Origin of the sequence: Actinomadura nitritigenes (assembly GCF_017573545.1) — a bacterium.
Classification (GTDB): Bacteria; Actinomycetota; Actinomycetes; order Streptosporangiales; family Streptosporangiaceae; genus Spirillospora; species Spirillospora nitritigenes.
Genome location: NZ_JAGEOK010000013.1, coordinates 30,598 through 49,704, shown reverse-complemented (window position 1 = coordinate 49,704; position 19,107 = coordinate 30,598). Strand labels below are relative to the sequence as shown.

The following is a 19,107-nucleotide window of genomic DNA, read 5'->3' as shown; positions in this document are numbered from 1 at the left end:
ATGGCCATCTGGCTCACCGACAACAGCAAGATCATCGTTCAGGGCATCACCGGCTCCGAGGGCACCAAGCACGGCCGCCGCATGCTGGCCTCCGGCGCCCAGGTCGTCGGCGGCGTGAACGCCCGCAAGGCCGGCCAGACCGTGACCTTCGACGGCACCGAGCTGCCCGTCTTCGGCACCGTCAAGGAGGCGATGCAGGAGACCGGCGCGGACGTGTCCGTCGTGTTCGTCCCGCCGAAGTTCACCAAGGACGCCGTCGTCGAGGCGATCGACGCCGAGATCCCGCTCTGCGTCGTCATCACCGAGGGCATCCCGGTGCACGACACCGCCTACTTCTGGGCGTACGCCGAGTCCAAGGGCAACAAGACCCGCATCATCGGGCCGAACTGCCCCGGCATCGCCTCGCCCGGCAAGTCGAACGCGGGCATCATCCCGGCCGACATCACCACCCCGGGCCGCATCGGCCTGGTGTCGAAGTCGGGCACGCTGACCTACCAGATGATGTACGAGCTGCGCGACATCGGCTTCTCCACCTGCGTCGGCATCGGCGGCGACCCCATCATCGGGACCACCCACATCGACGCCCTCAAGGCGTTCCAGGAGGACCCGGAGACCGACGCCATCGTGATGATCGGTGAGATCGGGGGCGACGCCGAGGAGCGCGCCGCCGCCTACATCGAGAAGAACGTCACGAAGCCGGTCGTCGGCTACGTCGCCGGGTTCACCGCCCCCGAGGGCAAGACGATGGGCCACGCCGGCGCGATCGTGTCCGGCTCCGCCGGCACCGCGCAGGCGAAGAAGGAGGCCCTGGAGAAGGTCGGCGTCCGCGTCGGGAAGACCCCGAGCGAGACCGCCGTCATCATGCGGGAGATCATGAAGAACCTCTGAGGTCTTCCGATCGCCTGACCAGGCACCGAAAGACGCCCGAGCCGCCGTCGCGGCCCGGGCGTCTTTCGTTCGTCCCGGGAGCCGCCGGGCCGAGGGGCCCCGCCCCGCGGGGACGCGCGGCGGCGCGACAAAGGCGACACGCCGGGTCGAGGGGGCGGGCGCGCGGGGGCGGGGTGCCAGCATGGGCGGGTGAGCGACGTGAGGCCGGGACAGCGCGCGACCCCCGAACCGGCGAGGGACCCGAGGGGGCGGCGCCGCGAGGACGCGCCCCGGCCCGGGAAGGAGCGCGGCGGGCCCCCCGCGCCGCCGCCGGGCAACGGCCGCCCCCTGTACGTGACGGGGCTCGTGGCGTCGCTGTGGTGCGTCGGGATCGGCCTCACCGTGCTGACGACCGTGACGCTGCTCGGCTGGGTCGCGGCGCCGAAGACCGCGCTCGGGCACGGGCTGTCCGGGGTGTTCCGCACCGCCGTGAACTTCTGGCTCGTCTCCCACCACGCGGGGTTCTCCTACGGCCACGGCCGGGTCGGGCTGCTGCCGCTGGGCGTGCTGGTGCTCCCCGGCGCGCTGCTGTACCGGGGCGGCGCGTGGATGATCCGGGGGCTCGGGCTGCCGGCCCGGCCGCGGGTCGCCGTGGTGCGGGTGGCGGCGGCGCTGGCCGTCCCGTACGCGCTGCTGGCGATGCTGATGGCGCTCGCGGTGTCGGCGCCGGAGGTGCACCCGTCCGCGTGGCAGGCGCTGCTCGGCTGCCTCCTCGTCGCCGTCATCGCGGGCGGCCTCGGCGCCGCGCGGGCCGTGGTCGCCGCGCAGGTCGCGGCGGAGGCGCGCGGGCGGCGGGTCCGGTCCGGGCTCGGCGCGCTGCTGCGGCTGCTGCCGGACCGCCCGCGGTCGCTGGTGATCGGGGTCGCCGGGTCGGTCGCGGTGCTGGCGGCGGCGGGCGCCGTCCTGGTCGGCGGGTCCCTGGCGCTGCACATCTCCGAGTCCGACCGGGTGTACGACCTGCTCGCGCCCGGCATCGTGGGCGGCGTCCTGCTGCTGCTGGTGGAACTCGCGTTCCTGCCGAACGCGGTGATCTGGGGGATCGCCTACGCGGTCGGCCCCGGGTTCGCGGTCGGCGCCGGGACGAGCGTGTCGCCCACCGGTGTGTTCCTGGACACGGTCCCCGCGTTCCCGCCGCTCGCCGCGCTGCCCCAGGCGGGCCCCGCTCCCGCGGTGTCGCTGCTGGCGCTCGCGGCGCCGTTCGTCGCGGGCGCGGTCGGCGGGGTGCTGACGATCCGGACGATGCCGAGCGCGACGTCGGAGGGCGCGCCGCTGTGGGGCTTCGTGTCCGGGACCCTGACCGGCGGCGTCGTCGCGGTGCTGGCGGCGCTGTCGGGCGGCCCGCTCGGCGGCGGGCGGATGGCGACGGTCGGGCCGTCGGCCTGGCAGGTGGGGCTGCTGGCGGCGCTGGAGGTCGGGATCTCCGCGGCGCTCGCGGCGTGGGCGGCGAACTGGCGGCTCATGCGGCGGCCGGAGGAGGACGAGGCACCCGCCCGCCCCCGCAAGCGGAAGAAGCGCAAGGCGCGGCGGCCCGCCGCGAAGCCGTCCCAGGCCCGGCTGCCGGAGGCGGCGGTTCCGCTGCCCGCGCCCGTCCTCGACGAGCCCCCGCCGGCGCCCGAGGAGCCGCCCGCCTCCCGCCCCTCGCCCTACGTGCCCGGCCCGCTGGAGTTCGAGGAGGCCGAACCGGTGCTGGCGCCGCGCCGGCCGCGCGGTCGCGGCCGTGCGGCCGACCCGCTGCCCGAGCTGATCGCGGACGAGCCCGTCCTGGCCGGTGCCGAGCCGGAACCCGGGCCGGAGCCCGCGCCGGCGGAGCCCGAACCGGACGAGCGGGACGGCAAGGTCGTCCTCGAAGGCCACATCGTCGAGGATCCCGAGCCGGAGCCCGTCCCGCCGCCGCGCGAGGACCCCGAGCGCACCGAGAACCGCGGCGGCGCGATCTACGTCCTGCGCGAGGAGCCGCACCCCGACCGGTCCCCGCGCCGCGACTCCTAGGCCCCGCGCCGCGACCAGGCCCCGCGCCCCGGCCGGGAGGGCCGGGGGCGGGTCAGGGCATCAGAGCAGGTCGCCGTACTTGTCCATGCTGCCCGCGGGCAGGCCGAGCTTCTTCTCGATCCTCGGGTAGTACTCGTGCTTGCAGGCGGTCTTGTCGGTGCCGGTGTTCGCCGCGCCGAGGCACTCCTGGTAGCCGCTCAGCTCCGACCACAGGAACACCGTCAGCGCCACCGACAGCGTCGAGAACGCCAGGCCCACCGCGCCGAGCACGATGCCCGGCACGGCGCCCGGCGAGGTCGCGCGCGCCGTCCGCGCCCGCCGCCGCGCCCGGATCCCGATGACCAGCGAGGCCACGCCCAGCACCAGCCCCAGCGGGTAGAAGAACAGTGAGGTCACCAGGGCGACGACGCCCAGCCACAGGGCCCGTCGGCCGGTCCGCTCCACCGGCCGCTGCCCGGGCGGGGGACCCAGGGGAGAGCCCGGGCCGGGGCCCGGGGGCGGTCCCGCCGGATCCCGCCCCTGCTCGACGGGATGGGCCGGGCCTCCCGGCTGCTCGCTCACGTCCGCTCCTCCCAACCGTGGATTCAACCGCGCCGAACAGGGCCGATAGGCTTCATGGCGATTGCCGACAACCCCACCGTCCACCCCACCGTCCACAAGGGAGTCATGGTGTCCGCCCGGCTCGTCGTCCTCGTCTCCGGCGCGGGGACCAACCTACAAGCGCTGCTCGACGCCTGCGCAGATCCAGCCTACGGGGCGAAAGTGGTGGCCGTGGGCGCCGACCGCGACGGAATCGGCGGGACCGAGCGCGCCGAGCGCGCCGGGCTGCCCGCGTTCACCCTCCGCATCCCCGACTTCCCGTCCCGCGCCGAGTGGGACGAGGCGCTCGCCGCCGCCATCGCCGAGCACGAACCCGACCTCGTGGTGTCCGCCGGGTTCATGAAGATCCTCGGCCCGGCGGTGCTGGCCCGGTTCGGCGGCCGGATCGTCAACACCCACCCCGCGCTGCTGCCCTCGTTCCCCGGCGCGCACGCCGTACGGGACGCCCTGGCGTACGGGGTGAAGGTCACGGGCTGTACGGTTCACTTCGTCGACGAAGGCGTGGACACCGGACCCGTCATCGCCCAGGAGACCGTCCCCGTGGGCTGGCACGACGACGAGGACTCCCTGCACGAGCGCATCAAGCAGGTGGAGCGCCGGCTCCTGGTCGACGTCGTCGGACGGCTGGCCCGCGACGGCTGGACCACGCGGGGCCGGCGGGTCTCGATGAAATGCAGAACCTGCGGCGACGGCCCGACCGGCGGCGCCGCGCCGGACGGCGGACCGTCCGGCAGTCCAGGTCAGACGGAACGAGGGGAGCTCGACCGGTGAGTCGGGTGGCGATCAAGCGCGCACTGATCAGCGTGTACGACAAGACCGGGCTGGAGGAGCTCGCCCGGGGCCTGCACGAGGCCGGGGTGGAGATCGTCTCCACCGGGTCCACGGCCGGCCGGATCTCCGCCGCCGGGGTGCCGGTGATGAAGGTGGAGAAGCTCACCGGGTTCCCCGAGTGCCTGGACGGCCGGGTCAAGACCCTGCACCCGAAGGTGCACGCCGGGCTGCTCGCCGACCGGCGCAAGGACGACCACCTCCAGCAGCTCGACGACCTGCACGTCGAGCCGTTCGACCTGGCCGTGGTGAACCTGTACCCGTTCGCCGCGACCGTCGCGTCCGGCGCCGGGCCCGACGAGTGCGTCGAGCAGATCGACATCGGCGGCCCGACGATGGTCCGCGCCGCCGCGAAGAACCACGCGTCCGTCGCGGTCGTCGTCGACCCGTCCGCGTACGGGGACGTCCTCGACGCGGTGAAGGAGGGCGGCTTCACGCTGGAGCAGCGGCGCCGCCTCGCCGCCCTCGCCTACAAGCACACCGCGTCCTACGACGTCGCCGTGGCGTCCTGGTTCGCGAGCGAGTACGCGCCCGACGAGCAGGCCGCCGAGACGCGGTGGCCGGACTTCATCGGCGCCACCTGGGAGCGGTCGAACACCCTGCGGTACGGCGAGAACCCGCACCAGCGCGCCGCCCTGTACCGGGTGCCCGGCGAGACGGGCCTCGCGGGCGCCGAGCAGATCTACGGCAAGGAGATGTCCTACAACAACTACGTGGACACCGACGCCGCCCGCCGCGCCGCCTACGACTTCACCGACCCCTGCGTCGCGATCATCAAGCACGCCAACCCGTGCGGCATCGCGGTCGGCGCCGACATCGCCGAGGCGCACCGGCTGGCCCTCGAATGCGACCCCGCGTCCGCCTACGGCGGCGTGATCGCCGCGAACCGGCCGGTCACCGCCGCGATGGCGGAGCAGATCACCGGGAGCTTCGCCGAGGTCGTCGTCGCCCCGTCCTTCGAGGACGAGGCCGTGACCGTGCTGAAGAACCGGTTCAAGAACACCCGGCTGCTGATCTGCCCGGACGCCCCCGGCGGCGCCACCGAGTCCCGGCGGATCGACGGGGGCCTGCTCGTGCAGACCGTCGACCGGGTCGACGCGCCCGGCGACGACCCGTCCGGCTGGGAGCTCGCGTGCGGCGACGCCGCCGACGAGGACACCCTCCGCGACCTGGCGTTCGCCTGGCGGGCCGTCCGCGCCGTCAAGTCCAACGCGATCCTGCTGGCGTCCGGCGGCGCCACCGTCGGCGTCGGCATGGGCCAGGTCAACCGGGTCGACTCCGCGCGCCTCGCGGTCGCCCGCGCGGGCGAGGAGCGGGCACGCGGCTCGGTCGCCGCGTCCGACGCGTTCTTCCCGTTCCCGGACGGCCTGGAGGTGCTGGTCGAGGCCGGGGTCAAGGCCGTCGTCCAGCCGGGCGGCTCGATCCGCGACGAGCTGGCGATCGAGACCGCGAAGAAGGCCGGCATCACGATGTACTTCACCGGAACACGGCACTTCTTCCACTGAGGCCGGTGACGGCCGGGGCTTGAGGACGGCCGGTGCGGGAGCGCGTCCCGCACCGGCCGTCCTTTTCACTTCTCCGCGGGAGGTAGCCTCTGGCTGGCCGCGCCCCCTGACGTTCCCGACCCCCGGCGCGATCGCCCGCCTAGGGAGGCGCGCATGGACTCGCTGACGACCTTTCTGGTCGCCCACATCGGCCAGGCCGACGCGCTGCTGATGGAGTCCCGGCAGGCCGTCGGGCTCGTCGCCGCGGTGCTGGCCGCGATGCTCGCGGGCCATCTCGGCTGGCACGGCACCGACCGGATCCTGGCCCGCCGCGAACGCGCCGACGACTAGCGCGGCCCTTCGGCGGTCGTCAGCGCAGCTTGCCGCGCAGCGCCTTCGACGCCTCCGGCCAGTCGTCGTCGGTCATCGCGAAGACGGCGGTGTCGCGGATCGACCCGTCAGCGAGGACCCGGTGCTTGCGGTGGATCCCCTCGAACGACGCGCCGAGACGCTCGATCGCCGCCCGCGACCGCTCGTTGCGGATGTGCGTGTGCCAGCCCACCCGGATCGCCCCCAGGTCGTCGAAGGCGCGCTGAAGCAGCAGCAGTTTCGACTCGGTGTTGAACCCCGTCCGCTGCCAGCGCGCCCCCAGCCAGGTGTGCCCGATGCACAGCCCCCGGTCGTGCGGCGCGATCTCGTAGTACGACGTGCTCCCCGCGACCTCCCCGGTCGCCACGTCGACCTGCGCCCACGGCAGCCGGAGCCCGCGCTCGCACCCCGCCAGCGCCTTCTCGACCCAGGCGCGCATGGCGTCCACGGTCTCCGGCTGGTGCTCGCTCTTCCACGTCCAGATCGACGGCTCCTTCGACGCCTCGAACAGCCCGTCCACATGGTCGAGGGAAAGGGGCTCCAGACGCACGTAACGCCCGGTCAGGACCGGCCGGGCAAACCACTCGTCGCTCATGGAGTCCACGCTACGAGGGGCCGCTGAGCGTCCGGCAGGGCCACTTCACGGCGATTTCCGCGAGCCACTCGCCGCCCCCCGGGGCGGCTACCATGGGGTTTCGACGCGACTGGCGCGGTCAAGGTGGATCACCACCGGGGAGCGAACGACAGTCCGGACACCGCGCGCCTGGGTGGACGGGACCTCGAGCCGGGCTCGGTCCCTGGCGAGACACCGCGGAGGCATGCATGACCGCACAGATTCTGGACGGCAAGGCCCTGGCCGCCGAGATCCGCTCCGACCTCAAGCGCCGCGTCGAGGCGCTCCGCGACCGCGGCGTGTCCGTCGGCCTCGGCACCGTCCTGGTCGGCGACGACCCGGGCAGCCGCTCCTACGTGAACATGAAGCACCGCGACTGCGCCGAGGTCGGCATCGAGAGCATCCGCCGCGACCTGCCCGAGACCGCCTCGCAGGCCGACGTGGAGCAGGCCGTCGCCGAGCTCAACGCCGACCCCGCCTGCACCGGCTACATCGTCCAGCTCCCGCTTCCCAAGGGCCTGGACGAGCAGCGCGTGCTGGAGCTGATCGACCCCGCCAAGGACGCCGACGGCCTGCACCCGACGAACCTCGGACGGCTCGTGCTGATGCAGCCCGGCCCGCTGCCCTGCACCCCGAAGGGCATCATCGAGCTGCTCCGCCACTACGACGTCCCGATCAAGGGTGCCGAGGTCACCGTCGTCGGCCGCGGCATCACCGTCGGCCGGTCCCTCGGCCTGCTGCTGACCCGCCGCAGCGAGAACGCCACCGTCACCCTCTGCCACACCGCCACCCGCGACCTCGCCGCGCACACCCGCGCCGCCGACATCGTCGTCGCCGCCGCCGGCGTCCCCGGCCTGATCACCGCCGGCATGGTCAAGCCCGGCGCCGCCGTCCTCGACGTCGGCGTCTCCCGCGTCGACGGCAAGCTGACCGGCGACGTCGCCGCCGACGTCCGCGACGTCGCCGGGTGGGTCGCCCCCAACCCCGGCGGCGTCGGCCCCATGACCCGCGCGATGCTGCTGCAGAACGTCGTCGAGGCCGCCGAGGGATCGGCCTGACCGGTCCCGGACATGCGTGAGGGCCGCCACCGACACCCACGGTGGCGGCCCCTCCGCTTCACCCGGACACTCCCGGACGGAGCCGCGCCGTCACTTGCGCGGCCCCGCTCGGGCGGGTCCGGCGGTCGCCCTCATCGCGCTGCCGTCAAGGGCGACCGCACGCTCGGCCCGGCCGGTCCGGCACCCTCAGCTGGCCCTGCGGCCAGCCGTGGTGTGCGCGGTACGCGCCGGACCCGGATGGCCGGGCGCGTGTCCCGGCGCTCCCGGCCTGCGCGCCTCCGCCGGGCCCCGCATCCCCGGCGGGCGCCCGTCGATCGGAGGGCGGCCCTGCTGGGGCACGTGCACCGGCGGCAGCGGCCGGACGAGCCCCATCGCGATGACCTCGTTGGCCAGCCGGGTGCGCCGGTTGGCCCCCTCCGGGATCCGGAACTTCTGGTAGAGCCGCAGCAGGTGCTGCTTCACCGCGGCCTCGGTCACCACCAGCTCTCCCGCGATGTCGCGCGCCGTGGCGGGGGCCACGAACGCCTCGTCGGACAGTGCGGGACGGCACAGTGCGGTCAGTACGTCGACCTCGCGGCGGGTGAGCTCGGGGGCCACGGCACGCCGCAGCTCGACGTCCGGGTCGACCTCCTCACGGGGGATGCCCCCCATCCGGCAGCGCGCCGTGCCGAAGCTCACGACGTCACCGTCCTCCAGCACACGGCGGGCGATCGGCCGGCCGTTGACACGGGTCCCGTTGCGGGACAGACCCATGTCGACGACGTAGACGTACGGGCCGCGCCGCACGATCTCGGCGTGCAAACGGGACACACTCGGGTCGTCGAGGCGGATGTCGACTCCTCTCCCTCTCCCGACCGTCGTTACGTCGGGGCGCAGCGGCACCACCAGCCCGCTGTCCTCGATCCGCATGAACGGCCCCTCCACGGCAGTCCTCCCAGCTAGTTAGCGACCCCTGTCTGCCGGGTTACCCGGGCGGACCCCCGTCACACCCTCCTACTGGCGAGTAGCACCGATGGCGCAAGGCATTCGGGGCTCTTCGCCACCAGCCGGACCGGGTGCGATTCCGTCGCCGGAGCACAAGTCCGGCCGCCGATCCGGACGAACGATCACCGGACCCCTCACCCGGCTTCGAACACCCCGCCCCGCCGCGCCGAGATGTCGTGCCACGCGCCGATCGGCATTACCGTGGACCCATGAGCACCCAGGTGCACCGGCGCCGGCGCAGGGCGCCGGCCGGCAAGAGCGCCGCCCCCCAGTGGCTCGCGCGGCTGCCGTACCTCATCGTGCTCAGCGGCGTCGGCGGCGGCCTCGCCCTCTGCGCCCTCGACTACTTCCGGAAGGGCTCCGGCCTGATGGCCGCCGCGCTGCTGTTCGGCGCGCTCGCGCGGCTCCTGCTGCCGGAGTCCCAGCTCGGCCTGCTCGCCGTCCGCAGCCGCCCGATCGACTGCTGGACGCTCGTCATCCTCGGCGAGATGGTCGCGTTCGTCGCGCTCAGCATCCCCCCGATGAACAAGACCGGCCTCGTCGGCGCGGGCGCGTTCGGCGTGCTGATCGCCCTGGTCATGGCGGCCCGCGGGGTGCGGCTGCTGCTCGTCCGGCGCCGGGACGGTTCGCCCGGCTAACGATGTTTCCGCAGGTCGCCGGGGGTGCGGCCGGTCTCGCCGGGAGCCCAGGTCTAGACCGCTTCCGGGCCTCGGCTAGCCTTGCCAGTTGAGCCTTACAAGGACTGCTGGCCAGGTGTAGGAAAGGGACAGCAACAGCATGCCCAAGATCAAAGTAGCGGGCCCGGTCGTCGAACTCGACGGCGACGAAATGACGCGGATCATCTGGAAATTCATCAAGGACCAGCTGATCCTGCCCTACCTCGACGTGGACCTGAGGTACTACGACCTGGGGATCGAGCACCGTGACGCCACGGACGACCAGGTCACCATCGACGCCGCGAAGGCCATCGCCGAGCACGGCGTCGGCGTCAAGTGCGCCACCATCACCCCCGACGAGGCGCGCGTCGAAGAGTTCGGCCTGAAGAAGATGTGGCGTTCCCCCAATGGAACGATCCGCAACATCCTCGGCGGCGTGATCTTCCGTGAGCCCATCGTCGTGTCGAACATCCCGCGCCTGGTGCCCGGCTGGACGAAGCCGATCATCATCGGCCGCCACGCCCACGGCGACCAGTACAAGGCGACCGACTTCGTGGTCCCCGGCCCCGGCAAGGTGACGATCACCTACACGCCGCGGGACGGCGGCGAGCCCATGGAGATGGAGGTCGCCGACTTCCCGGGCGGCGGCGTCGCCATGGGCATGTACAACTACGACGACTCGATCCGCGACTTCGCCCGGACGAGCATGCGGTACGCGCTGAGCCGCGAGATGCCGCTGTACCTGTCCACGAAGAACACGATCCTCAAGGCCTACGACGGCCGGTTCAAGGACCTCTTCCAGGAGATCTTCGAGACCGAGTTCAAGGCCGATTTCGAGGCCAAGGGCATCACCTACGAGCACCGGCTCATCGACGACATGGTCGCCGCCGCGCTCAAGTGGGAGGGCGGCTTCGTCTGGGCCGCCAAGAACTACGACGGCGACGTGCAGTCCGACACCCTCGCGCAGGGCTTCGGCTCGCTCGGCCTGATGACCTCCGTCCTCATGACGCCCGACGGCAAGACCGTCGAGGCCGAGGCCGCGCACGGCACGGTGACCCGGCACTACCGGCAGCACCAGCAGGGCAAGCCGACGTCGACCAACCCGATCGCGTCGATCTTCGCCTGGACCCGCGGCCTCGAGCACCGCGGCAAGCTCGACGGCAACAAGGAGCTCATCGGCTTCGCCCGCGCCCTCGAAGAGGTCTGCGTCGAGACCGTCGAGGCCGGCCAGATGACCAAGGACCTGGCCTTGCTGGTCGGAAACGACACGCCTTGGCTGACGACGCAGCAGTTCCTCGAGGCCCTGGACACCAACCTCCAGAAGAAGGTCAACGCCTGAGCAGTGTGACATGACCGTTGGCGTTCACTCGAACGCTCCCCGCACATGCGGGGATGGTCCCTGCTCACTGGTCAGGCAAGGAGTGTCCTTGCCGTGCCCCCCGCGCACACGGGGTCGGGAAGCCGGCCCCGCCTCGGCGGGGATGAGGCCGTCCCGGGTTCGTCCCGGGGCGGCCTTTCGCGTGCGCGGGGTGTGAACCATGCCGGGGCGGGCACCTGGCGCATGACGGGCGGGCCGCGCGCGATAGCCTGACGTCGGAAATATCTCGACGGCGAGAGAACCCGTGCGGCGGACCGGTTCCCTGGGGGCTCTTCGGCGGTCGGGTTCGAAGGATGGCCGCCTGAGCCCCGTCAGGTCACAGCAGGAGAAGGACGCATGACGCGCACCCCAGTCACAGTCACCGTTACCGGCGCCGCGGGCCAGATCGGCTACGCGCTGCTGTTCCGCATCGCCTCCGGACACCTGCTCGGCGCGGACGTACCCGTCCGCCTGCGGCTGCTGGAGATCCCGCAGGCGGTGAAGGCCGCCGAGGGCACCGCGATGGAGCTGGACGACTGCGCGTTCCCGCTGCTGAGCGGCATCGACATCTTCGACGACGCCACCGCGGCGTTCGAGGGGACGAACGTGGCGCTGCTGGTCGGCGCCCGCCCGCGCACGAAGGGCATGGAGCGCGGCGACCTGCTGGAGGCCAACGGCGGCATCTTCAAGCCGCAGGGCGAGGCGATCAACGCCGGCGCCGCGGACGACGTGAAGGTGCTGGTGGTCGGCAACCCCGCCAACACCAACGCGCTGATCGCGCAGTCGCACGCGCCGGACGTCCCGGCCGAGCGGTTCACCGCGATGACCCGCCTGGACCACAACCGCGCGCTCGCGCAGCTGTCGAAGAAGGCGGGCGTGTCCGTCGCCGACATCAAGAAGATGACGATCTGGGGCAACCACTCCGCCACGCAGTACCCGGACGTGTTCCACGCGGAGATCGGCGGCAAGAACGCGGCCGAGACGGTGAACGACCAGGCCTGGCTGGAGAACGACTTCATCCCGACCGTCGCCAAGCGCGGCGCCGCGATCATCGAGGCGCGGGGCGCGTCGTCGGCGGCGTCGGCGGCGTCCGCGGCGATCGACCACGTGCACACCTGGGTGAACGGCACCGCCGACGGCGACTGGACGTCGATGGCGGTCGTGTCGGACGGCTCCTACGGCGTGCCGGAGGGCCTGATCTCCTCGTTCCCGGTCACCACCGAGGACGGGAAGTGGGAGATCGTCCAGGGTCTGGAGATCGACGACTTCTCCCGCGCGCGGATCGACGCGTCGGTGAACGAGCTGGCGGAGGAGCGCGACGCCGTCCGCAAGCTCGGCCTGATCTGACCGGCCGCCCGATCTGACCGGCCCGTACCCGTACGGCGTACGCGCGAGCCCCGGACCTCCGCGGTCCGGGGCTCGTTCGCGTCGTAATTCCCGCGAACCTGTCGGCAGCGGTCGTTAGGGTGTGATCGCTTCGAAGGCGACGGGGAGGGACGCGGGTGGCGGATCAGGCTTTCCAGGTGGATCTGCGCGGCGTGGTGGATCTGCTCAGCCGCCATCTGTACGCGAGCCCGCGGGTGTACCTGCGCGAGCTGCTGCAGAACGCGGTGGACGCGATCACGGCGCGGGGCGGTGGCGGCGGCCGCGTGGTGATCGAGACCGGCGGCGGCGCGCTGCGGGTGCACGACGACGGCGTGGGGCTGACGGCGGACGAGGTGCACACGCTGCTGGCCACGATCGGCCGGTCGTCGAAGCGGGACGAGCTGGGGTTCGCGCGGCACGACTTCCTCGGCCAGTTCGGCATCGGGCTGCTGTCGGGGTTCCTGGTGGCGGACGAGATCGAGGTGGTGTCGCGGTCCGCGAAGGGCGGCGGCGCGGTCCGGTGGACGGGCCGGTCGGAGGGCAGTTACCGGGTCGAGCCGGGAGAGCGCGACGAGCCGGGCACGACGGTGACGCTGCGGGCGCGGCCGGGGTCGGCGGAGCTGCTGAGCGCGCCGGTGGTGGCGGAGCTGGCCCGCACCTACGGCTCGCTGCTCCCGATCGAGCTGGTCGTGGACGGGGTCCCGGTCACGGGCGAGGGCCCGCCGTGGCGGGCGTCGTACCGCGATCCGGCGGCGCGGCGGCGGGCGCTGGAGCGGTACTGCGAGGAGCTGTACGGGTTCACGCCGTTCGACGTGGTGGACCTGGAGGTGGCGGAGGCGGGGCTGACCGGGGTCGCGTTCGTCCTGCCGGAGCCGGTGTCGCCGACGGCGCGCGGCGCGCACCGCGTCTACCTGAAGCGGATGCTGCTGGCGGAGAGCGTGCAGGGGCTGCTGCCGGAGTGGGCGTTCTTCGTCCGGTGCGTCGTGGACGCGGGGGAGCTGCGGCCGACGGCGAGCCGGGAGGCGCTGTTCGAGGACGAGCTGCTGGAGTCGGCGCGGCAGGGCCTCGGCGAGGTGCTGCGGCAGTGGCTGGTGCGGCTGGCGGAGACCGATCCGCCGCGGCTGCGCGCGTTCCTGCGGCTGCACCAGCTCGGCGTGAAGGCGATGGCGCTGCACGACGACGACATGCTGCGGATCGTCGACCGGTGGATGGAGTACGAGACGTCGGCGGGACCGATGACGCTGCACGAGTTCCGGCGGCGGCACCCGGACGGCCGGTTCACCGGCAGCGTGGAGGAGTTCCGGCGGCTGTCGGCGGTGGCGGGCGCGCAGGGCGTCGGGCTGGTCAACGGCGGCTACGTGCACGACACCGAGATCATCGAGCGGCTGCCGGACCTCGATCCGGACGTCCGCCTGGCCCGGCTGGACGCGTCCGAGCTGGCGACGGCGTTCGGGCTGCTGGATCCGGCGGCGGAGCTGGCGCTGCGGCCGTTCCTGGCGGCGGCGCAGCGGGCGGTGGAGCGGCTCGGCTGCGAGGTGGTCGTCCGGGACTTCGATCCGGCGTCGCTGCCGGCGCTGTACCTGACCAGCCGGGACGCGCAGTTCCGGGAGGAGCTGTCGCGGGCGCGGGAGGAGGCCGGCGAGCTCTGGGCGGACGTGCTCGGCGCGGTCGGCGCGTCGGCGGGGGTGGAGCGTCCGCAGCTGGTGCTGAACTACCGCAATCCGCTGACGCGGCGCGTGACGGCGCTCGGCGCGGACGGGCCGGTGGAGCCGGCCGTGCAGGCGCTGTACGGGCAGGCGCTGCTGCTCGGGCACCATCCGCTGCGTCCCGCGGACACGGCGGTGCTGAACCGTTCGTTCATCGGCCTGCTGGAGTGGGCCGTCCATCCCCCGGAGGCGGGCCAGTGAGCATCGACGACGTGTACGCGCTGATGACGCGGGCGCAGGAGCTTCCGTACGGGGAGGCCCGGACCGTCCTGGTGGAGGACGCGCTGCGCCGCGCGGAGGAGGCCGGCGACGAGGTGCTGGCGTTCCGGGTGCGGGTCCGGCTCACCGACGCGTACCAGTTCGGCGGCGAGCCGGCGAAGGCGTTCGCGACGTTCGGGCGGACCCTGGCCGAGCACGACCGCGATCCCGGCCGGTTCGACGAGCCGCTGGTCCTGCTGTGGCAGATGAAGGCGGTGGTGAGCTCCCTGACGAAGTTCCCGGAGATCCCCCTCGACCGGACGCGTGCGGTGCTGGACGACATGGAGCGCCGCTACCGGGCGGGCGGCCACAGCCTCCAGGCGGTGTACCGGCGGCGGCACATCGTGGCGCGGCATCTCGGCGACCCGTCGGCGGACGACTGGTTCGCCCGGTGGCGGGCGGCGCAGCGCGACCAGCTGTCGGACTGCGAGGGCTGCGACCCGACCGGCATGGTGGCGCATCTCGCGGACGCCGGGCGGTACGAGGAGGCCGCGGAGATCGCGGCGCCGGTGCTGGCGTCCGAGCTGTCGTGCAAGGAGCAGCCGCAGGGCATCCAGACGGCGATGCTGCCGGTGTACCTGCGGACGGGCCGTCCCGAGGCGGCGGCCGACGCGCACCGCCGCGCGTACCGGGCGCACCGGCGGCAGGTCGCCGATCTCGGCGACATCGCCGATCATCTGGAGTTCTGCGTGCTGACCGGGAACGACGCGCGCGGGCTGGAGATCGTGCAGCGGCATCTCGGGTGGCTGGACCGGGCGCCGCACGCGCACGCGGAGATGATGTTCTCCGCCGCGGCGGCCGCGGTGCTGGGGCGGGTCGCGGCGTCGGGGCGGGACGCGGTGACGGTCCGCCGTCCCGCGTCGGGCGGCCGTCCCGCGGCGGACGTGCCGGTCGCGGAGCTGCGCGCCGAACTGGAGGCGCGCGCGACGGACCTGGCGGCCCGGTTCGACGCCCGCAACGGCACGTCCCACCAGGGTGGCAAGGTGCGGGCGCTGCTGGCGGCCGAGCCGGTGTTCGGGTTCGTCCCGCTGGCCGCGCACCACCGCCATCCCGCCCCGGCTCCGGCCGTCGCGCCGGCCGCCCCGCAGGAGGAGGAGCCGGACGACATCGCGTCGTCGGAGGATCTCGAGGCCCTGCTGGACATCGCGGGAAGGCGCGGATCCGGCGCCGACCGGCGCCGCAGGGCGGCCGCCTTGCGGCGCTTCGACGTCCTCGCGGGTGAGACCGAGCCGACGCCGCTGCAGAAGGCGCGCCGGCTCGACGCGCGGGGTGTCGAGCTCGCCGTCGCCGGTGACCTCGCGGGCGCGGCCGAGTGCTGGGAGGAGGCGGCCCGCCTGTTCGGCGACCTGGGCGCGGAGGGGCGCCGGCAGCGGACCCTCGGACGCCTCGGCGCGCTCCGCGTCGACCAGGGCGACGAGAGCGGCCTGGACCAGGTGATCGCGGCCGCGGAACACGCCGTCGCGGACCCGGACGAGCCCGGTGAGGCCACGTCCGCGCTCATCCGTCTCGCGACCGTGTACCTGCAGATGGAGCGGCCCGCCGACGCGTACGCGGCGCTCGGCCGGATCGTCTCCGAGGACGCGCGGGACGACGAGGCCGAGGTGTGGTTCCTGCGGGGGCAGGCGCTGTTGCTGTCCGACGAGATGGAGGAGGGGATCGCGGCGCTGCGCCGCTCCGCCGACCTGGCGCGCGCGTCGCAGCGCCCGGAGGAGATCGCTGCGCCCGCGTTCCAACTCGCCCGGGCGCTGTCGCGGCACCAGGGCGGTCCCGACGAGGCCACGATCGCGCTGCTGGACGAGGCGATCGGCGCGATGCCCGAGCCGTCGCCGATGCGTGCGGAAGCGCTCGCCGAGCGCGGTGCCTCGCTGGTCGCGCTGGACCGTCCGGCCGACGGCGTCCCCGACCTCGTCGAGGCGGTCGCGGAGTGGACGGCCGACGGCCTGCACGAGTACGCCGTGCGCGTGCGGGTGGACCTCGCGGGCGGTTACCTGTCGACCGGGCGTCCCCTGGAGGCCGCCGAGGTCGCCGAGGAGGTCCTCCAAGCGCTCACCGAGGATGATCCCGCCGACCCGTCCGTCGGGCATGCCAGGAGGCGGGCGCGGCTGATCCTGGCGCACGCGCAGAAGGCGATGGGGGAGGAGGGCGGGGCCGAGACGTTCGCGTCCCTCGCCGAGGACGCCGCGAAGGACGGCGAGCCCGGCGCCGCCGCGCATTTCCTGGAGGAGGCGGCCGAGATCCTGACGAGCCTCGACAAGGACGCTCTGGCCGCCGAGCGTTTCGGGGAGGCCGCCGACGCCCACGCCGGTGCGGGCGACCCGCAGGGGGCCGTCCGGGCGCGCCGCCGCGCGGCGATGTGCCTGCTGTGGAGCGGCGAGCCGGAGCGGGCGGTCGCGACGGTGGAGGCGGCCCGCGCCGCCCTGGAGGCCCTGCCGGACGGCCCGCCCCGCACCTGGGAGACCGCGCTCGTGTCCTACGACCAGGCGCGCATCCTCGCCCAGACCGGGCGTGCGGCGGACGCGGAGCCGTACGCGTCCGCCGCGGTGGACGGCTTCCGGTCGCTGGACGAGACCGGTCCCGCCGACCAGGCCGCCGCCCTCCTCGCCGACATCAGGTCGGCGCTCCAGGAGTGACGCGTCAGCCCGTGCGGCGGGGTCAGGCCAGTCGGCGGGCCCCGGCGGACGGGACGGCGTCGAGGAACTCCGGCGCCGTCCAGCCGCGCCTGGCGTAGGCCGCCGCTATGGCGTCCCGCACCCGGTCGGCGCGGTCGGACGCGGTGAGCACGATCACCGACCCGCCGAACCCGCCGCCGATCATGCGGCCGCCGCGGGCGCCCGCGCGCAGCGCCGCGTCGACGGCCGCGTCCGCCTCCGGCCAGGAGATCTCGAACTGGTCGCGCAGCGACAGGTGCGAGGCGTTCAGCATCGCGCCGAGCTCGGTGACGGCGCCGGCGCGCAGCAGCCCGACGGACGCCTCGACGCGGTGGTTCTCGGTGACGACGTGCTGGACGCGGCGCCGCAGCACCGGGTCGCGGAGCCGGCCGAGCGCGCCCGCGAGGTCCTTGACGTCGCGGAGCGCGTCGACGCCGAGCAGGGCGGCGGCCTCCTCGCATTCGGCGCGCCGCCGCCCGTAGTCGCCGCCGGTGAGGGCGTGGGAGGCGCGGGTGTCGACGGCGAGGAGCGTCAGCCCGGCCCGCGACGGGTCGAACGGGACCTGCGCGGACAGGCCGCTGCGGCAGTCGAGCATCAGCGCGTGGCCGGGCGTGGCGAGCAGCGACGCGGACTGGTCCATCAGCCCGCACGGCATGCCGACCTGCTCGTTCTCGGCGCGCTGCGCGAGCCGGGCCAGCTCCGGCCGGTCGATCTCGACGCCGTGCAGGCCGCAGAGGGCCAGCGCGGTCGCGCATTCCAGCGCGGCCGACGACGACAGGCCCGCGCCCTGCGGCAGGTCCGAGTCGATCAGCAGGGACGCGCCGCCGGTGCCGCGCTCGCGCAGCACCCGCGCCATGCCGACGGGGTACGCGGCCCAGGCCCGCTCGGACGGCCAGCCCTCGGAGACGACCGTCCCGCCGTCGACGGGTGCGGTGACGGTGCCGTCCGCCTGCCGGGAGCGGACCTCGACCAGCCCGTCGTCGCGGCGCGCCGCGGCGACCGACACGCCCCGCGACAGCGCGAACGGCAGGACGAGGCCGTCGTTGTAGTCGGTGTGCTCGCCGATCAGGTTGATCCGGCCCGGCGCGTGCCAGACGCCCTCGGCGGGACGCCCGAACGCCGCGCCGAACGCGGAGCCGAGATCGGTCATCGCGAGCGCAGGAAGGTCCAGGCGTCCGAGACCATGGCGCGCAGGTCCCGCTCCGGCTTCCAGCCGAGCCGCGACTGGATCTTGTCGGAGGACGCGATCAGCACCGCCGGGTCGCCGGGGCGGCGCGGGTGGACCTCGGCCGGGATGTCGCGGCCGGTGACCTCGCGGCACACCTCGATGACCTCGCGGACGGAGTTGCCGGTGCCGCTGCCCAGGTTGAAGATCTCGTGGGTGCCGGGCTCGCAGGCGTCCAGCGCGAGCAGGTGGGCGCGGCCGAGGTCGGCGACGTGGATGTAGTCGCGGACGCAGGTGCCGTCGGCGGTCGGGTAGTCCTCGCCGAACATCTTCACCGCCTCGCCCTGCCCGAGCGCGACCTTCAGCACGTTCGGGATCAGGTGGGTCTCGACGGTGTGCCGCTCGCCCTGGGCGCCGTAGGCGCCCGCGACGTTGAAGTAGCGCAGCGAGACGCCGCCGATGCCGTGCAGCCGCGCGTACTCGGCGAGCGTCGTGTCGATCGCCAGCTTGGACGCGCCGTACGGGTTGGTGGGCCGGGTCGGGTCGGTCTCCAGGATCGGCGTCGACTCCGGCTCGCCGTAGCAGGCGGCGGTGGAGGAGAACACGATCCGCGGGACCCCGGCGGTCCGCATCGCCTCCAGCAGCGCCAGGGACTCGCCGAGGTTCTTGTCCCAGTACAGGCCCGGCTTCTCGACGGACTCGCCGACCAGCGACTTCGCCGCGAAGTGCAGCACGGCGTCGAACCCGCCGCCGCCCAGCACCTCGGCGGCGGCGCCGCGCAGCGTGCCGCGCACCAGCCGCGCCCCGGCGGGGACGGCGTCCTCGTGCCCGGTGGACAGGTCGTCCAGGACGACGACCTCGTGGCCCGCCTCCAGCAGCAGTGCGGAGACGACGCTGCCGATGTAGCCGGCGCCTCCGGTGACGAGCAGCTTCACGTACGGACCTCCTGGGAAGACGACTGGACGGCGGGGTGCCGTCCAGGCTATCCGCATCGCCGCCCCCGGAGATCCCGAACCGCGGCGCCGGCCGTCAGGGCCACGAGGGCGGCGATCCGCGGCGTGGAGGCGGCTATCCGGGGCGCGGAAGGGGAAGGCTCACCC

16 protein-coding genes and 1 riboswitch are annotated in these 19,107 nt (G+C 73.9%); of the genes, 11 read left to right on the top strand and 5 right to left on the bottom strand.

Annotated elements, in window-relative coordinates:
• Entirely contained in the window at positions 1 to 888 is an 888-nt protein-coding gene (gene sucD, locus J4557_RS20915; protein ID WP_208268415.1) for a succinate--CoA ligase subunit alpha, read from the top strand.
• Positions 889 to 1,077: 189 nt separating this feature from the next.
• Complete coding sequence (locus tag J4557_RS20910) at positions 1,078 to 2,916, top strand: cell division protein PerM (protein WP_307800109.1); 1,839 nt, start codon at positions 1,078 to 1,080, stop codon at positions 2,914 to 2,916.
• 60 nt (positions 2,917 to 2,976) lie between these two features.
• Here the strand turns inward: J4557_RS20910 and J4557_RS20905 are convergent, their stop codons facing one another.
• The gene (locus tag J4557_RS20905) at positions 2,977 to 3,477 is read right to left on the bottom strand and encodes a hypothetical protein (RefSeq protein ID WP_208268414.1); all 501 of its coding nucleotides are present in this window, start codon (positions 3,475 to 3,477) and stop codon (positions 2,977 to 2,979) included.
• Between the two features lie 105 nt (positions 3,478 to 3,582).
• On the opposite strand from J4557_RS20905, the gene purN reads away from it, so the two are divergent.
• The 3 genes from purN (at position 3,583) to J4557_RS20890 (ending at position 6,179) form a co-directional block, all read left to right on the top strand.
• Positions 3,583 to 4,287 carry a phosphoribosylglycinamide formyltransferase gene (gene purN, locus J4557_RS20900; protein WP_208268594.1) on the top strand — a complete coding sequence of 235 codons (705 nt, stop codon included), beginning with the start codon at positions 3,583 to 3,585 and terminating at the stop codon, positions 4,285 to 4,287.
• On the top strand, positions 4,284 to 5,849 hold the full coding sequence (gene purH / locus J4557_RS20895) for a bifunctional phosphoribosylaminoimidazolecarboxamide formyltransferase/IMP cyclohydrolase (RefSeq protein WP_208268413.1): 1,566 nt from the start codon (positions 4,284 to 4,286) through the stop codon (positions 5,847 to 5,849). The genes purN and purH overlap by 4 nt, the downstream gene beginning before the upstream one ends.
• Before the next feature lie 153 nt (positions 5,850 to 6,002).
• Positions 6,003 to 6,179 carry a hypothetical protein gene (locus tag J4557_RS20890; protein WP_208268412.1) on the top strand — a complete coding sequence of 59 codons (177 nt, stop codon included), beginning with the start codon at positions 6,003 to 6,005 and terminating at the stop codon, positions 6,177 to 6,179.
• 19 nt (positions 6,180 to 6,198) lie between these two features.
• On the opposite strand, the gene J4557_RS20885 is transcribed toward J4557_RS20890, so the two are convergent.
• Positions 6,199 to 6,792, bottom strand: a complete 594-nt coding sequence (locus J4557_RS20885) for a GNAT family N-acetyltransferase (RefSeq protein WP_208268411.1) — start codon at positions 6,790 to 6,792, stop codon at positions 6,199 to 6,201.
• Between the two features lie 95 nt (positions 6,793 to 6,887).
• Positions 6,888 to 6,973: riboswitch (ZMP/ZTP riboswitch) on the top strand.
• 46 nt (positions 6,974 to 7,019) lie between these two features.
• Between J4557_RS20885 and J4557_RS20880 the strand changes: the two genes are divergently transcribed.
• Positions 7,020 to 7,868 (top strand): bifunctional methylenetetrahydrofolate dehydrogenase/methenyltetrahydrofolate cyclohydrolase, encoded by an 849-nt coding sequence (locus J4557_RS20880; RefSeq protein ID WP_208268410.1) that lies wholly within the window; start codon positions 7,020 to 7,022, stop codon positions 7,866 to 7,868.
• Between the two features lie 186 nt (positions 7,869 to 8,054).
• On the opposite strand, the gene J4557_RS20875 is transcribed toward J4557_RS20880, so the two are convergent.
• Positions 8,055 to 8,792, bottom strand: coding sequence for an FHA domain-containing protein (locus tag J4557_RS20875; protein WP_190868510.1), 738 nt, complete (start codon positions 8,790 to 8,792; stop codon positions 8,055 to 8,057).
• 269 nt (positions 8,793 to 9,061) lie between these two features.
• Between J4557_RS20875 and J4557_RS20870 the strand changes: the two genes are divergently transcribed.
• The 5 genes from J4557_RS20870 (at position 9,062) to J4557_RS20850 (ending at position 16,824) form a co-directional block, all read left to right on the top strand.
• The gene (locus J4557_RS20870; RefSeq protein ID WP_208268409.1) at positions 9,062 to 9,490 is read left to right on the top strand and encodes a DUF3017 domain-containing protein; all 429 of its coding nucleotides are present in this window, start codon (positions 9,062 to 9,064) and stop codon (positions 9,488 to 9,490) included.
• 139 nt (positions 9,491 to 9,629) lie between these two features.
• Entirely contained in the window at positions 9,630 to 10,847 is a 1,218-nt protein-coding gene (locus J4557_RS20865) for an NADP-dependent isocitrate dehydrogenase (RefSeq protein WP_208268408.1), read from the top strand.
• Between the two features lie 375 nt (positions 10,848 to 11,222).
• Positions 11,223 to 12,212 (top strand): malate dehydrogenase, encoded by a 990-nt coding sequence (locus tag J4557_RS20860; protein WP_208268407.1) that lies wholly within the window; start codon positions 11,223 to 11,225, stop codon positions 12,210 to 12,212.
• A gap of 155 nt (positions 12,213 to 12,367) precedes the next feature.
• Positions 12,368 to 14,137 carry an HSP90 family protein gene (locus J4557_RS20855; RefSeq protein ID WP_208268406.1) on the top strand — a complete coding sequence of 590 codons (1,770 nt, stop codon included), beginning with the start codon at positions 12,368 to 12,370 and terminating at the stop codon, positions 14,135 to 14,137.
• Positions 14,134 to 16,824 (top strand): hypothetical protein, encoded by a 2,691-nt coding sequence (locus J4557_RS20850; RefSeq protein ID WP_208268405.1) that lies wholly within the window; start codon positions 14,134 to 14,136, stop codon positions 16,822 to 16,824. Before J4557_RS20855 ends, J4557_RS20850 begins: the two co-directional genes overlap by 4 nt.
• A gap of 22 nt (positions 16,825 to 16,846) precedes the next feature.
• Here J4557_RS20850 and galK read toward each other — a convergent pair whose 3' ends face one another.
• Together galK and galE are read right to left on the bottom strand one after the other, a co-directional pair.
• On the bottom strand, positions 16,847 to 17,992 hold the full coding sequence (gene galK, locus J4557_RS20845; RefSeq protein WP_208268404.1) for a galactokinase: 1,146 nt from the start codon (positions 17,990 to 17,992) through the stop codon (positions 16,847 to 16,849).
• Positions 17,989 to 18,942 (bottom strand): UDP-glucose 4-epimerase GalE, encoded by a 954-nt coding sequence (gene galE, locus J4557_RS20840; RefSeq protein WP_208268403.1) that lies wholly within the window; start codon positions 18,940 to 18,942, stop codon positions 17,989 to 17,991. The genes galK and galE overlap by 4 nt, the downstream gene beginning before the upstream one ends.
• Positions 18,943 to 19,107: the final 165 nt, after the last annotated feature.